Origin of the sequence: Streptomyces sp. ISL-66 (assembly GCF_018614135.1) — a bacterium.
Lineage (GTDB): Bacteria > Actinomycetota > Actinomycetes > Streptomycetales > Streptomycetaceae > Streptomyces.
This window is the reverse complement of record NZ_JAGGOW010000051.1, coordinates 19970-33278: the sequence shown is the minus strand read 5'-3', so window position 1 is coordinate 33278 and position 13309 is coordinate 19970. Positions and strand designations below refer to the sequence as shown.

The following is a 13309-nucleotide window of genomic DNA, read 5'->3' as shown; positions in this document are numbered from 1 at the left end:
GGGTGCGGGCGGGGCGGGCGGGGGCCGGCGGGAGCTGGCCCTTCATCGGGCCCCAGTCGTTGGGGTCGGGGACGCCCGGCGGGAGCATCTGGCGGCGCTTCGGGGCGTCCGGGTCATGGGCCTCGCCGGGCTCCTTCGCGCCCGGCCAGGCCTTGGCCACGCGCGCCGCGAGGACGAAATCTTTGCGCAGCGGGTGGCCTTCGAAGTTCTCGGGGAGGAGCAGCGGGACCAGGTTCGGGTGGTCCGTGAAGATGATGCCGAACATCTCGAAGGTCTCGCGCTCGTGCCATTCCGTACCGGCGTAGACCGCGACGGCCGATGGCAGGGAGGGGGCCGTGTGCGGGACGGTGGTCCGCAGCAGGAGGCGGCGTACGCGGTGGTTCTCCAGCGACACCACGTGGGCGCAGACCCGGAAGCCGGTGCCCGGCTCGTCCACCGCGCTCAGCCAGTCGAAGTAGGTGCAGCCCAGCTTGTCCCGGGCGATCTCCAGCGCGGGGATCCAGCTCGCGGTGGGGACGTCGACGGTGAGCAGCGAGTACGAGAAGGAGGCCACGGCCTCCGCGCCGAAGATCGTGCCCGCCGCGTCCGGGAGGGAGTCGTAGAGGTTCACGCGTCCGTCCCGGGGGCGGGCGGGGCGGTGACCAGGCCGCTGGTGAGCTGGGAGACCGACGGGGTCGCGTAGCGCTCGGCCAGCGACTCGCGGGCGATCTTCTCCTGGAGCTTGAGGATGCCCTGGAGCAGCGCTTCGGGGCGGGGCGGGCAGCCGGGGACGTAGACGTCGACCGGGATGATCTGGTCGACGCCCTTGGTCACCGAGTACGAGTCCCAGTACGGGCCGCCGCAGTTGGAGCAGGCGCCGAAGGAGATGACGTACTTCGGCTCGGGCATCTGCTCGTACAACCGCTTGACGGCCGGGGCCATCTTGTCCGTCACCGTGCCGGAGACGATCATGAGGTCCGCTTGGCGCGGGCCGGGCGCGAAGGGGATGACGCCGAGCCGGATGAAGTCGTGCCGGGCCATCGAGGCGGCGATGAACTCGATCGCGCAGCAGGCGAGACCGAAGTTGAAGACCCACAGGCTGTAGCGGCGTCCCCAGTTGAGGACCACTTTCATGGGCTCGGGCGCGAGGCGGGAGAGGACTCCCAGCTTCATCGGTTCGGGAAGGAGCTGCGGCTCCTGTGTCACGTCCATTCGAGGACGCCCTTCTTGTACGCGTAGAGCAGGCCGACGGCCAGGAAGCCGAGGAAGACGAACATCTCCACCAGCGTCGTGGCGCCGTAACCGGCGGCGGCGAAGACCGTCGCCCACGGGAAGAGGAAGATCGAGTCGACGGCGAAGATGACGTAGAGGAACGCGTAGACGTAGTAGCGGACCTGGGTGTGCGCCCAGCCCTCGCCGACCGGGTCCACGCCGCACTCGTACGTCAGCAGTTTCTCGCGGGTCGGGACGACGGGGCGCAGCAGGCGGCCGGCGCCGAACGCCACCGCCACGAACAGCACACCGAGCGCGGCCAGGAGGCCGACGACCGAATACGTACGGAAGTAGTCCGCGGCGAGCACGGACACGGTCGATACCGTTGGTTCGGGCACGTCCGTTCCTCGTTCCTCGGCCAATGTCGGTGATCAGGGTGATCTGGTACGGACGGGAGTCTAGGGCCTGGTCCCGGCGGGGTGGGGTTATCCCCCGTTTACCTCGGCCTGGCCGCACCATGGCACCGGACGCTCGCGCTTGACAGGGTGGGACGCATGACCGCGAGCGATCACCTCCCCGACGACCCCGACTACGGCACTCCCCCTCCCGTACGCGCCGCTTTCGATGCCGTGACGTGGAGGGAAATCGTCTATTTGCTCACCAATTTCCCCCTGTCCCTCATCGGATTCGTCTATACGACCGTCATGGTGTCGATGGCGGGCGGCCTGTCGGTGACCGCGATCGGGCTTCCGCTGTTCGCGTGCGGTCTGTTCCTGTCCCGCCAGTTGGGACGGGTCGAACGGGCGCGGGCGCGGCTGCTCCTGGGCGTACGGGTCGACGAGCCGACCCCGATGCCGGGGCCGCGGCGGTCCGGCGGGTTCTTCCCCTGGCTGTGGGCGAGCCTCAAGGACCCGGTGGCGTGGCGGGCCGTGCTGTACGAGCTGGTCCGGCTGCCGTGGGCGGTGCTCACTTTCAGTGTGGCACTGACCGGGCTGTTCGTGCTGTGGCCGGTGCTGCCGTGGGTGGCGCGCGGGCTCGCGAACGTGGACCGGGCGATGGTACGGGGCCTGCTGTCGCCGTCCGACGGGCTGGAGCGGCGGATCGCGGAGCTGGAATCGGACCGCGGGGTGGTCGTCGACACCGCGGCGGCGGACCTGCGCAGGATCGAACGGGACCTGCACGACGGGGCGCAGGCGCGGCTGGTGGCGCTGGCGATGGGGCTGGGCCTGGCGAAGGAGAAGCTGCTGGAGGACCCCGAGGGGGCGGCGGCGATGGTCGACGAGGCGCACGGCGAGGTGAAGCTGGCGCTCCAGGAACTCAGGGACCTGGCGCGGGGCATCCACCCGGCGGTACTGACCGACCGGGGGCTGGACGCGGCGCTGTCGTCGGTGGCTTCGCGGTGCCTGGTTCCCGTGAAGGTGTCGGTCGACCTGTCGGCGCGGCCGGCGGAGGCGATCGAGGGGATCGCGTACTTCGTGGTGTCGGAGCTCCTGCAGAACGTGAGCAAGCACGCGGGTCCGCAGGCGCGGGGGGCGTCGGTCGAGGTGTGGCGGTCGGACCAGCGGCTGCTGATCCGGGTGTCGGACGACGGGCGGGGCGGAGCGTCCGCCCTGGCCGGGTCGGGACTGGCGGGGCTCGGGGAGCGGCTCGGCGCGGTGGACGGGGTGCTGGTGGTGGACTCCCCCGCGGGCGGCGGCACGACGGTGACGGCGGAGCTGCCGTGGCGCGGCCGCGGGGCGTCGTAGCGGGACCGGCTCCGGCCGCGGAGCGTGGCGCGGACGCGGGGCGTCGTAGCCGGGCCGCCTCCGGCTGCGGAGCCGGGGCGCGGACGCGGGGCGTCGTAGCCGGACCGGCTCCGGCTGCCGAGCCGTGGCGGCAGGCTCCGTACGGGGGATAACCCCCGGGGGGAAAGGCCCACGTGCCGGATGGTTCCGGGGCGGGTGGTGGCGGGAGGGTGGGGTGACAACGTGAACGGAAGGGCGGGTCGGGATCATGGATGGCGGCAGCGTACGGAGCGGTAGTGGGATCGGGCGGGCGCTGCGGGCGCCCGTGGAGGGGCGCGCGTGGCGGGAGCTCGGGTACCTGCTGCTCGGGCTCCCGCTCAGCACCCTCTACTTCTCGCTCGCCGTCACCGGCGTCAGCCTCGGCGCCGGGCTGCTCGTCACTTTCCTCGGCGTCCCGGTCCTCGCCGGGGTGCTCGCCATGTGCCGGGGCTTCGGGCGCGTCGAGCGGGCCCGGGTCCGCGGGATGCTGCGCCACGACATCGCCGAGCCGGAGCCGGTCCGGGCGAAGAAGCCCGGGGTCCTTCCCCGCACGGGAGCGCTGCTGAAGAGCGGCAGCGCCTGGCGGCACGCGCTCTATTCGGTGATCCACTTCCCGTGGGCGGTGTTCGGCTTCTGCGTCGCCCTCGTCCTGTGGGCCTGCGGCTGGTCCATGCTGCTGTACCCGCTGTGGTTCTGGGTTTTCCCCGCTTATACCGACCAGCCCGGCCTCCAGCTCTTCCAGAACGGGGACCACTACACCTTCTACCTGGATTCGCCCCTCGCGATCGGGCTCACGGCCGTCGTGGGGCTCGGCCTCACCCTCGCCACTCCGTGGGTCGTCCGCGCCCTGACCACCGTCGACCGCGTGCTGGTCTGCGGGCTGCTCGGCCCGTCCCGGCTCGCGCACCGGGTCAGCGAGCTTGAGTCCGACCGGGGCGTCATGGTGGACACGGCCGCCGCCGACCTGCGGCGCATCGAGCGGGACCTGCACGACGGGGCCCAGGCCCGGCTGGTGTCCCTGGCCATGGACCTGGGGCTCGCGAAGGAGAAGCTGGCCGAGGACCCGCGGGCGGCCGCCCGGATGGTGGACGAGGCGCACGGCGAGGTGAAGATCGCCCTGCGGGAGCTGCGCGATCTGGCCCGCGGAATCCACCCGGCGGTGCTGACCGACCGCGGGCTGGACGCGGCCCTGTCCTCGGTGGCCTCGCGGTGCGCCGTGCCGGTGCGGGTGGCCGTGGAGCTGCCCGCGCGGCCCGCGGCGGCGATCGAGGGGATCGCGTACTTCACCGTCTCGGAGCTGCTGCAGAACGTCAGCAAGCACGCGGGGGCCCGTACGGCCGCGGTGGACGTGTGGAAGTCCGGCGGGCGGCTGCTGATCCAGGTCTCGGACGACGGCCGGGGCGGCGCCTCGGCCGATGCGCCGACCGGATCGGGGCTGGCCGGGCTGGCCGAGCGGCTCGACGCCGTGGACGGGGTGCTGGTCGTGGACTCCCCCGTGGGGAGCGGGACCACCGTGACCGCCGAGCTGCCCTGGCGGACGGCCTAGCGCTGCGGCCGGGAAGGTCACCGGGGGGCTGGGCGCGATGCTCCGCGCGCCTTCCCGGCCGATGCCCCGCACGCCTTCCCGGCCACGGCCACGGCACCGGCCACGGCACCGGACCCGCTCCCGGACCGCGCCGTTCGACCCTCCTGGGCGGGGCGGAAGCCCTGCCGTTCGCCCCCGCCCGGCGGAGTGCTCCCTTCCACCCCGAAAGCACCGTTCCCGCGGCCGGCCGTCGATCCCACTCCGCCTTGATCCCGGCTTAAGGCTGGGATGCTTGGCTGTGTCAGGGGTACGGACGCGAGTGGACGTGGGAGCTGCGAAGTCGTGGAAAACAGGGTGCGGGTCGTCATCGCCGAGGATTCAGTGCTGCTGCGCGAGGGCCTGACCCGGTTGCTGACCGACCGGGGGCATGACGTCGTTGCGGGCGTCGGGGACGCGGAGGCCCTGATCAAGACCGTGGGGGACCTGGCGGCGGAGGGGGCACTGCCGGACGTGGTGGTGGCGGACGTGCGGATGCCGCCGACGCACACCGACGAGGGCGTACGGGCCGCGGTGCGGCTGCGGCGCGACTACCCCGGCATAGGGGTGCTCGTGCTGTCCCAGTACGTGGAGGAGCAGTACGCCACCGAACTGCTGGCCGGTTCCAGCACCGGGGTGGGGTACCTGCTCAAGGACCGCGTGGCGGACGTACGGGAGTTCCTGGACGCCGTCGTGCGCGTGGCCCGGGGCGGTACCGCCCTGGACCCGGAGGTCGTGGCGCAGCTGCTCGGGCGCAGCCGCAAGCAGGACGTGCTGGCGGGTCTGACCCCGCGCGAGCGCGAGGTGCTCGGGCTGATGGCCGAGGGCCGGACCAATTCGGCCGTGGCCAAGCAGCTGGTGGTGAGCGACGGCGCGGTGGAGAAGCACGTCAGCAACATCTTCATGAAGCTCGGCCTGTCGCCGAGTGACGGGGATCACCGGCGTGTGCTGGCCGTCCTCACCTATCTAAGGTCTTGATCGACTGACACTCTGTCAGGCAAGGCCGGATTCGGACAGACCGCCGAGAGGGCGGTCCAGAACCTGAGTACCCCGGGGAAGCGGTCCCTACGGTCGTAGGGTGGACCTTGGGCAGTGCTCACGCCTCGAAGGAGGTCCAGTTCAGTGACCAGCCAGGTCAGTAGCCCAGCCGAGCATTCCGACGGGACCGAAGGCGCGGTCGTCGGCGAGCAGCGGACGCCCCCGGGCCCGAACAGCGACGATCCGAACACCGAGAGTCCCGGCCGCGGGGCCGGCAAGGAAGTGCGCCGGCTCGATCGGGTGATCATTCGCTTCGCGGGTGACTCGGGCGACGGCATGCAGCTCACGGGCGACCGTTTCACCTCGGAGACGGCGTCCTTCGGGAACGACCTTTCGACGCTGCCGAACTTCCCCGCCGAGATCCGGGCGCCCGCCGGCACCCTCCCCGGTGTGTCGAGCTTCCAGCTGCACTTCGCGGACCACGACATCCTGACGCCGGGCGACGCGCCGAACGTCCTGGTGGCGATGAATCCGGCGGCGCTGAAGGCCAACATCGGGGACGTGCCGCGCGGCGCGGAGATCATCGTCAACACCGACGAGTTCACCAAGCGTCCGATGGCGAAGGTCGGCTACGAGACCTCCCCGCTGGAAGACGGCTCCCTGGACGCCTACAACCTCCACCCGGTGCCGCTGACCACGCTCACCCTCGAGGCGCTGAAGGACTTCGGGCTCCCCCGCAAGGAGGCCGAGCGCAGCAAGAACATGTTCGCGCTGGGCCTCCTGTCCTGGATGTACCACCGGCCGACCGAGGGCACCGAGACCTTCCTGCGGCAGAAGTTCGCGAAGAAGCCGCAGATCGCCGAGGCGAACGTGGCCGCCTTCCGGGCCGGCTGGAACTTCGGCGAGACCACCGAGGACTTCGCCGTGTCCTACGAGGTGGCCCCGGCCACCCGCGCCTTCCCGCCGGGCACCTACCGCAACATCTCCGGGAACCTCGCCCTGTCCTACGGGCTGATCGCGGCGGGTCAGCAGGCCGATCTGCCGCTCTACCTGGGCTCGTACCCGATCACCCCGGCCTCGGACATCCTGCACGAGCTGAGCCGGCACAAGAACTTCGGCGTGCGCACCTTCCAGGCCGAGGACGAGATCGCCGGAATCGGCGCGGCCCTGGGCGCGGCCTTCGGCGGCGCGCTCGCCGTGACCACCACCTCCGGCCCGGGCGTCGCGCTCAAGTCCGAGACGATCGGGCTCGCGGTCTCCCTGGAGCTGCCGCTGCTGATCGTGGACATCCAGCGCGGCGGCCCGTCCACGGGGCTGCCGACCAAGACGGAGCAGGCCGATCTGCTCCAGGCCATGTACGGGCGCAACGGCGAGGCCCCGGTCCCGATCGTGGCCCCGCGCACCCCGGCGGACTGCTTCGACGCCGCGCTCGACGCGGCCCGGATCGCGCTGACCTACCGGACTCCGGTGTTCCTGCTCTCCGACGGGTACCTCGCCAACGGCTCCGAGCCGTGGCGGATCCCGGACGTGGCGGACCTCCCGGACCTGACGGTCCAGTTCGCCGCCGGTCCCAACCACGAGCTCGCGGACGGCACCGAGGTCTTCTGGCCGTACAAGCGCGACGCGCGGACCCTGGCCCGGCCCTGGGCGGTCCCCGGCACGCCGGGGCTGGAGCACCGCATCGGCGGCATCGAGAAGCAGGACGGCACGGGCAACATCTCGTACGACCCGGCCAACCACGAGTTCATGGTGCGCACCCGCCAGGCCAAGATCGACGGCATCGAGGTCCCGGACCTGGAGGTCGACGACCCGGACGGCGCGCGCACCCTGGTCATCGGCTGGGGATCGACGTACGGGCCGATCACGGCCGCCGTACGCCGGCTGCGGCTCGCCGGGGTCCCCATCGCACAGGCCCATCTGCGCCACCTCAACCCCTTCCCGAGGAATCTGGGCGAGGTCCTGAAGCGTTACGACAAGGTAGTGGTGCCGGAGATGAACCTCGGGCAGCTCGCGACCCTCCTGAGGGCGAAGTACCTGGTCGACGCACGGTCGTACAACCAGGTCAACGGCATGCCGTTCAAGGCCGAGCAGCTCGCCACGCATCTCAAGGAGGCCGTCAATGACTGAGCTGACCGGAGCCCGGACCCTGCTCTCGCTGGTGCCGAAGGCCGCCGCCAAGCAGTCGATGAAGGACTTCAAGTCGGACCAGGAGGTCCGCTGGTGCCCCGGCTGCGGCGACTACGCGGTGCTCGCGGCCGTCCAGGGCTTCATGCCCGAACTGGGGCTGGCGAAGGAGAACATCGTCTTCGTCTCGGGCATCGGCTGCTCCTCCCGCTTCCCGTACTACATGAACACCTACGGGATGCACTCGATCCACGGCCGCGCCCCGGCCATCGCGACCGGCCTGGCCACCTCGCGCCGCGACCTGTCGGTATGGGTGGTCACCGGTGACGGCGACGCCCTCTCCATCGGCGGGAACCACCTGATCCACGCCCTGCGGCGGAACGTCAACCTCAAGATCCTGCTGTTCAACAACCGGATCTACGGGCTGACCAAGGGGCAGTACTCGCCCACCTCCGAGATCGGCAAGATCACCAAGTCGACGCCGATGGGCTCGCTGGACGCGCCCTTCAACCCGGTGTCTCTGGCGATCGGCGCGGAGGCCTCCTTCGTGGCCCGCACGGTGGACTCCGACCGCAAGCACCTCACCGAGGTGCTGCGCGCGGCCGCCGACCACCAGGGCACGGCGCTGGTGGAGATCTACCAGAACTGCAACATCTTCAACGACGGCGCCTTCGAGGTCCTCAAGGACCACGAGCAGGCCCAGAACGCCGTGATCCGGCTGGAGCAGGGGCAGCCGATCCGCTTCGGCACGGACAACGCCAAGGGCGTCGTCCGCAACGCGGCCACCGGTGACCTGGAGGTCGTGACCGTGACCGCCGAGAACGAGTCGCGGGTCCTGGTCCACGACGCCTCCTCGGCATCCCCGACCAACGCGTTCGCGCTGTCTCGGCTGGCCGACCCCGACACGCTGCACCAGACGCCCATCGGGGTGTTCCGCGACGTGGCACGGCCCGTCTACGACACGCTCATGGCCGAGCAGCTGGAGACGGCCATGGATCGCAGCGGCAAGGGCGACCTGGGCGCGCTGCTGAGCGGGAACGACACCTGGACCGTCGTCGGCTGAGGCTCGCCCGCGATCCCCTGGGAGCCCGGATCTCTTCTGGAGGTCCGGGCTCCGGCATGTCGGGACGCCCCTCACGTGCTTACTTTCCAAAAGTTAGCGCTTACCGTAGGGTGGTGCACAGGAACGGCCCCGACCTCCCGAGGCCCTACGAAGGAGATCCCCATGAGCATCGTCGTCACCGGCGCCACCGGAGCCCTCGGCCGCCTCGTCGTCGCGGACCTGCTGACCCGCGTCCCCGCCGACCGGATCGCCGCGGTCGCCCGCGACGCCGCCAAGGCCTCCGACCTCGCCGCGCAGGGCGTCGAGGTGCGCGTCGCCGACTACGACGACCCCGCGAGCCTGGCCCGCGCCTTCCGGGAGGGCGACCGGGTGCTGCTGATCTCCGGCAACGAGATCGGCCGCCGGATCGACCAGCACACCGCCGTGATCAAGGCCGCCGTCGGGGCCGGGGTGGCCCAGCTCGCCTACACCGGGATCCTCGGCGGCCCCGAGGCCGACTTCGAGCTGGCCGCGGAGCACCGGGCCACCGAGCAGGCGATCCTCGACTCCGGACTCCCGTACACCTTCCTGCGCAACGGCTGGTACCACGAGAACTACACCCGCGACCTGGCCTCCCACCTGGAGCGCGGCATCCTCGTGGGCAGCGCGGGCGAGGGCCGCGTCGCCTCGGCCGCCCGCGCCGACTACGCGGCCGCCGCGGCCGTGGTGCTGACCGGCGAGGGCCACCTGAACCGGGCCTACGAGCTCTCCGGGGACGCGGCGTGGACCCTGGCGGAGTACGCCGCCGAGCTGTCGGCGCAGGCCGGGCGCGAGGTCGCGTACGCCGAGCTGCCGGCCGAGGAGCACCAGGCGGTCCTGGTGGGCGCCGGGCTCCCCGAGGGCTTCGCCGCGGTGTTCGTCGACGTGGACGCGGCGATCCGGCGCGGCCGGCTGGGCTCGACCGGCGGGGACCTGTCCCGCCTCATCGGCCGGCCGACGACCCCGATGGCCGAGGCGATCGCGGGCGCGCTGGCCGCCGCCTGACGGATACGGCCGCTCGCGAGCTCTCGCGACAGCCCTCGTGGCCTCGTACGACACCGACGCCCCTGCCGCCACCTCCGGCGACAGGGGCGTCATGGGTGTCATGGGGCGGCATGGGGTGTCATGAGCATCTCGTTGTGACGGTGATGACTTCCCGCTCTTACGGCGCTACCGTCTTGACGTTGGCTTGAAGCGCACTGGAGGTCCCGTGAAGGCAGAGAACGAGCAGCGCACGGGTCTGCTCTACGGATTCGGCGCTTACGGGATGTGGGGCCTCGTGCCCCTCTTCTGGCCGCTCCTCCAGCCCTCCGGAGCCATCGAGATCCTCGCCCACCGCATGGTGTGGTCCCTGGCCGTGGTCGGGCTGGCGCTGCTCGCCCTGCGCCGCTGGGGCTGGGTGCTGGAGCTGGTGCGCCAGCCGCGCAAGCTCGCGCTGACGGCGCTGGCCGCCGCCGTGATCACGGTGAACTGGGGCCTGTACATCTGGTCCGTCAACAACGGCGCGGTCGTCGAGGCGAGCCTGGGCTACTTCATCAACCCCCTGGTCACCATCGCGCTCGGCGTACTGCTCCTCGGCGAGCGGCTGCGGCGCGTGCAGTGGGTGGCGGTCGGCATCGGCGTCACCGCCGTGCTGGTGCTCGCCGTCGGGTACGGGCGGCCGCCGTGGATCTCGCTGGTGCTGGCCTTCTCCTTCGCCACCTACGGGCTGGTCAAGAAGAAGCTCAACATGGGCGGCCTGGAGTCGCTGGCCGCCGAGACCGTGATCCTGTTCCTGCCCGCCCTCGGCTACCTGCTCTGGCTCGGCGCACGGGGCCAGTCCACCTTCACCGCCCAGGGGCTGGGACACTCCGCCCTGCTGGCCTCGACCGGCCTGGTCACCGCGGTCCCGCTGGTCTTCTTCGGCGCGGCCGCGATCCGGGTCCCGCTGTCCACGCTCGGGCTGCTCCAGTACATGGCCCCGGTCTTCCAGTTCTCGCTCGGCGTCCTGTACTTCCACGAGGCCATGCCGCCCGCGCGCTGGGCCGGCTTCTCCCTGGTCTGGGCCGCCCTCTCGATCCTCACCTGGGACGCCCTGCGCACCGCCCGCCGCACCCGCGCCCTGCGGCTCGAAGCCCTGCCGGCGCCGCTCCCGGCGCCGCTCCCGGTCCCGGTGCCGACCCCGGCGCGCGAGAGCGCGTAACACCGCTCGGACCACCAACCGCCGACTACCGACACTGACGGGCGCGTCCCCGGACGCGCCCGTCGGCATGTCCGGCGCCGCCCCGGGGCCGGGGACGGGCGTGTCCGAATTCCGAACAGGGCTGACCGAATTGTGGTCTTGACGGAGCGTCACGCTCTCGCTGAACATCAGGCTCGCACTGACGCACGACGCTCACCTGTATTTCACCGCACGTTCCGCACACATCCCCAGTACGGAATCCCGGAGCCCCCACATGAGCCTGTCCGTCTCCCGGCGCCTCGCCGCCGTGACCGCCGTCGCGGTCGCCGGCCTGTTCGCCGCCACCGCCCCCTCCGCGCTCGCCGCGCCCAGCCCGGTCGACGTGCCCACCGCGCTCACCGCGGTCGGCGCGGTCGGCGCGGTCACCGCGGCGCCGACGCCGCCCGACATACCGGTCGCCAACGTCAAGGCGCACCTGACGCAGCTGCAGTCCATAGCCACCGCCAACGGCGGCAACCGCGCCCACGGCAAGGCCGGCTACAAGGCTTCGATCGACTACGTGAAGGCCAAGCTCGACGCCGCGGGCTTCACGACGACGCTGCAGACCTTCACCTCCAGCGGTGCGACCGGCTACAACCTGATAGCCGACTGGCCCGGCGGGGACCCGAACTCGGTCCTGATGTCGGGCTCGCACCTGGACTCGGTGAACGCCGGCCCCGGCATCAACGACAACGGGTCCGGTTCCGCCGCCATCCTGGAGACCGCGCTGGCCGTCTCCCGCGCGCAGCTCCAGCCGACGAAGCACCTGCGCTTCGGCTGGTGGGGCGCGGAAGAGCTGGGCATGATCGGCTCGAAGTACTACGTGAACAACCTGCCGGCCACCGAGAAGTCGAAGATCTCCGGCTACCTGAACTTCGACATGATCGGCTCGCCGAACCCGGGCTACTTCGTCTACGACGACGACCCGACCATCGAGCAGACCTTCAAGAACTACTACGCGGGCATCGGCGTCGCCACCGAGATCGAGACCGAGGGCGACGGCCGCTCCGACCACGCGCCGTTCAAGAACGCGGGCGTCCCGGTCGGCGGCCTGTTCTCGGGCGCCGACTACACCAAGACGGCGGCCCAGGCCCAGAAGTGGGGCGGCACCTCCGGTCAGGCCTTCGACCGCTGTTACCACGCCTCGTGCGACACCTCGGCGAACATCAACGACACCGCCCTGGACCGCAACTCGGACGCCATCGCCTACGCGATCTGGAACCTCGGGGCGTCCACCCCGGTCCCGCCCGGCCCGTCCTTCGAGAACACCGCGGACGTCACCATCCCGGACTCCCCCGCCGCCGCGGTGACCTCGCCGGTCACCGTCTCGGGCGTCGCGGGCAACGCGCCGGCCACCACCAAGGTCGACGTGAACATCGTCCACACCTACCGCGGTGACCTGGTGATCGACCTGATCGCCCCGGACGGGACGGCGTACCGGCTGAAGAACTCCAGCTCGGACTCCGCCGACAACCTCGTCACCTCGTACACGGTCAACGCGTCGAGCGAGGTGGCCAACGGGGTGTGGAAGCTCCAGGTCAAGGACGTGGCGGCGCAGGACGTCGGCTACATCAACAGCTGGAAGATCACCTTCTAGCCCCGACACTTGTAGCCCCGACCCTTCTAGCCCCGGCCCTTCCCGCCCCGGCCCTTCCGGCCGAGAAGGCAGATCGCCGTATCCGCAGCCGCTGCCGGTCCCGCGTCCAGGGGGCCGGCAGCGGCTGTGACACGGCTACGCGTCCCGCACGCCGGACACGGCTACGCCTCCTGCGCGCCGCCGCGCAGCGAGGCGGGCAGCGGCTCCCGCATCCGGGCCCGCAGCTCCTGCGCGACCGCCGCGACGTCGGCGCGCCCCAGCTTCGCGGCCTCCACGAGATCTCCGAGCTCCTCCGGCGAGGGCAGCTGCTTCGCCCCGGCGACGCGCAGGTAGGAGCGGGTCGCGGCGGCGGCGTAGAACTCGTTCATCGGGGATTCCAGCGCCGGGCACACCGCCAGGGTGTGCAGAAACGCGGCGGCCCGCCACGCGGTGTCCGGGGCGGGCTGCTCGGGGACCAGGACGAGGTCGTTCTGGTGACGGGCCACGGCGGCGGCCACTCCGGAGGGATCCCACACGGCGGGATCGGACGGGAGATGGTGGGCCAGGGCGGTCCAGGCCCACTCCATAGTGATCTTCAATGGCCGAACCGCTCCTGGAAGTAGGCCCAGTGGTCGGCGAACTCTTCGATGCCGGAGAGGAAGTTCTTCCGGTCCTCGTCGAGCTCGCGTTCGGTGACTTCGGTGATCAGCGCGGTGACCGTCGTCCCCAGCGCCGCCGCGCGCGCTTTCAGGCGCTCGTGGAACTCCTCGTCCAGGCGGATGGTGACGTGTCTCGACATGCTTTTCACGGTACAGCGGCCTTGCTGTACCCAGGG

Annotated in this window: 13 protein-coding genes; 8 read left to right on the top strand and 5 right to left on the bottom strand. The window is 71.3% G+C overall.

The window, feature by feature from the left end; translation table 11 throughout:
* From J7E97_RS11250 to J7E97_RS11240, 3 genes are all read right to left on the bottom strand, one after another.
* Nucleotides 1-610, bottom strand: a 610-nt coding sequence (locus J7E97_RS11250) for an NADH-quinone oxidoreductase subunit C (protein WP_215025238.1), incomplete at its 3' end; no start/stop codon positions are given.
* Nucleotides 607-1191: an NADH-quinone oxidoreductase subunit B gene (locus J7E97_RS11245; RefSeq protein ID WP_215025235.1), complete on the bottom strand. Its 585-nt coding sequence runs from the start codon at nt 1189-1191 to the stop codon at nt 607-609. The genes J7E97_RS11250 and J7E97_RS11245, both read right to left, overlap by 4 nt.
* Nucleotides 1182-1589 carry an NADH-quinone oxidoreductase subunit A gene (locus tag J7E97_RS11240; RefSeq protein WP_215025232.1) on the bottom strand — a complete coding sequence of 136 codons (408 nt, stop codon included), beginning with the start codon at nt 1587-1589 and terminating at the stop codon, nt 1182-1184. The genes J7E97_RS11245 and J7E97_RS11240 overlap by 10 nt, the downstream gene beginning before the upstream one ends.
* Before the next feature lie 156 nt (nt 1590-1745).
* Here J7E97_RS11240 and J7E97_RS11235 point away from each other — a divergent pair, with 156 nt between their 5' ends.
* The 8 genes from J7E97_RS11235 (at nt 1746) to J7E97_RS11200 (ending at nt 12495) form a co-directional block, all read left to right on the top strand.
* Entirely contained in the window at nt 1746-2936 is a 1191-nt protein-coding gene (locus tag J7E97_RS11235) for a sensor histidine kinase (protein WP_215025228.1), read from the top strand.
* A 247-nt stretch (nt 2937-3183) separates the two neighbouring features.
* Nucleotides 3184-4500, top strand: a complete 1317-nt coding sequence (locus J7E97_RS11230) for a sensor histidine kinase (protein ID WP_215025225.1) — start codon at nt 3184-3186, stop codon at nt 4498-4500.
* 333 nt (nt 4501-4833) lie between these two features.
* Complete coding sequence (locus J7E97_RS11225; protein WP_215025246.1) at nt 4834-5493, top strand: response regulator transcription factor; 660 nt, start codon at nt 4834-4836, stop codon at nt 5491-5493.
* 144 nt (nt 5494-5637) lie between these two features.
* On the top strand, nt 5638-7620 hold the full coding sequence (locus J7E97_RS11220) for a 2-oxoacid:acceptor oxidoreductase subunit alpha (protein WP_215025222.1): 1983 nt from the start codon (nt 5638-5640) through the stop codon (nt 7618-7620).
* Nucleotides 7613-8680 (top strand): 2-oxoacid:ferredoxin oxidoreductase subunit beta, encoded by a 1068-nt coding sequence (locus J7E97_RS11215; RefSeq protein WP_215025219.1) that lies wholly within the window; start codon nt 7613-7615, stop codon nt 8678-8680. Before J7E97_RS11220 ends, J7E97_RS11215 begins: the two co-directional genes overlap by 8 nt.
* Nucleotides 8681-8842: 162 nt before the next feature.
* Nucleotides 8843-9703: an SDR family oxidoreductase gene (locus tag J7E97_RS11210; RefSeq protein WP_215025216.1), complete on the top strand. Its 861-nt coding sequence runs from the start codon at nt 8843-8845 to the stop codon at nt 9701-9703.
* Nucleotides 9704-9908: 205 nt separating this feature from the next.
* On the top strand, nt 9909-10880 hold the full coding sequence (gene rarD / locus J7E97_RS11205) for an EamA family transporter RarD (RefSeq protein WP_215025213.1): 972 nt from the start codon (nt 9909-9911) through the stop codon (nt 10878-10880).
* A 253-nt stretch (nt 10881-11133) separates the two neighbouring features.
* Nucleotides 11134-12495: a M28 family metallopeptidase gene (locus tag J7E97_RS11200; protein ID WP_215025210.1), complete on the top strand. Its 1362-nt coding sequence runs from the start codon at nt 11134-11136 to the stop codon at nt 12493-12495.
* A 161-nt stretch (nt 12496-12656) separates the two neighbouring features.
* Here the strand turns inward: J7E97_RS11200 and J7E97_RS11195 are convergent, their stop codons facing one another.
* Both J7E97_RS11195 and J7E97_RS11190 read right to left on the bottom strand, forming a co-directional pair.
* Nucleotides 12657-13073 carry a hypothetical protein gene (locus J7E97_RS11195; RefSeq protein ID WP_251054258.1) on the bottom strand — a complete coding sequence of 139 codons (417 nt, stop codon included), beginning with the start codon at nt 13071-13073 and terminating at the stop codon, nt 12657-12659.
* Complete coding sequence (locus J7E97_RS11190) at nt 13070-13273, bottom strand: ribbon-helix-helix domain-containing protein (RefSeq protein WP_251054256.1); 204 nt, start codon at nt 13271-13273, stop codon at nt 13070-13072. The genes J7E97_RS11195 and J7E97_RS11190 overlap by 4 nt, the downstream gene beginning before the upstream one ends.
* Nucleotides 13274-13309 lie beyond the last annotated feature (36 nt).

Excerpts from the sequence above, each read along its gene's own strand:
- J7E97_RS11245 (WP_215025235.1), bottom strand. The coding sequence starts at position 1,191 with ATGGACGTGACACAGGAGCCGCAGCTCCTTCCCGAACCGATGAAGCTG.
- J7E97_RS11235 (WP_215025228.1), top strand. The coding sequence starts at position 1,746 with ATGACCGCGAGCGATCACCTCCCCGACGACCCCGACTACGGCACTCCC.
- J7E97_RS11230 (WP_215025225.1), top strand. The coding sequence starts at position 3,184 with ATGGATGGCGGCAGCGTACGGAGCGGTAGTGGGATCGGGCGGGCGCTG.
- J7E97_RS11215 (WP_215025219.1), top strand. The coding sequence starts at position 7,613 with ATGACTGAGCTGACCGGAGCCCGGACCCTGCTCTCGCTGGTGCCGAAG.
- J7E97_RS11210 (WP_215025216.1), top strand. The coding sequence starts at position 8,843 with ATGAGCATCGTCGTCACCGGCGCCACCGGAGCCCTCGGCCGCCTCGTC.
- J7E97_RS11200 (WP_215025210.1), top strand. The coding sequence starts at position 11,134 with ATGAGCCTGTCCGTCTCCCGGCGCCTCGCCGCCGTGACCGCCGTCGCG.
- J7E97_RS11190 (WP_251054256.1), bottom strand. The coding sequence starts at position 13,273 with ATGTCGAGACACGTCACCATCCGCCTGGACGAGGAGTTCCACGAGCGC.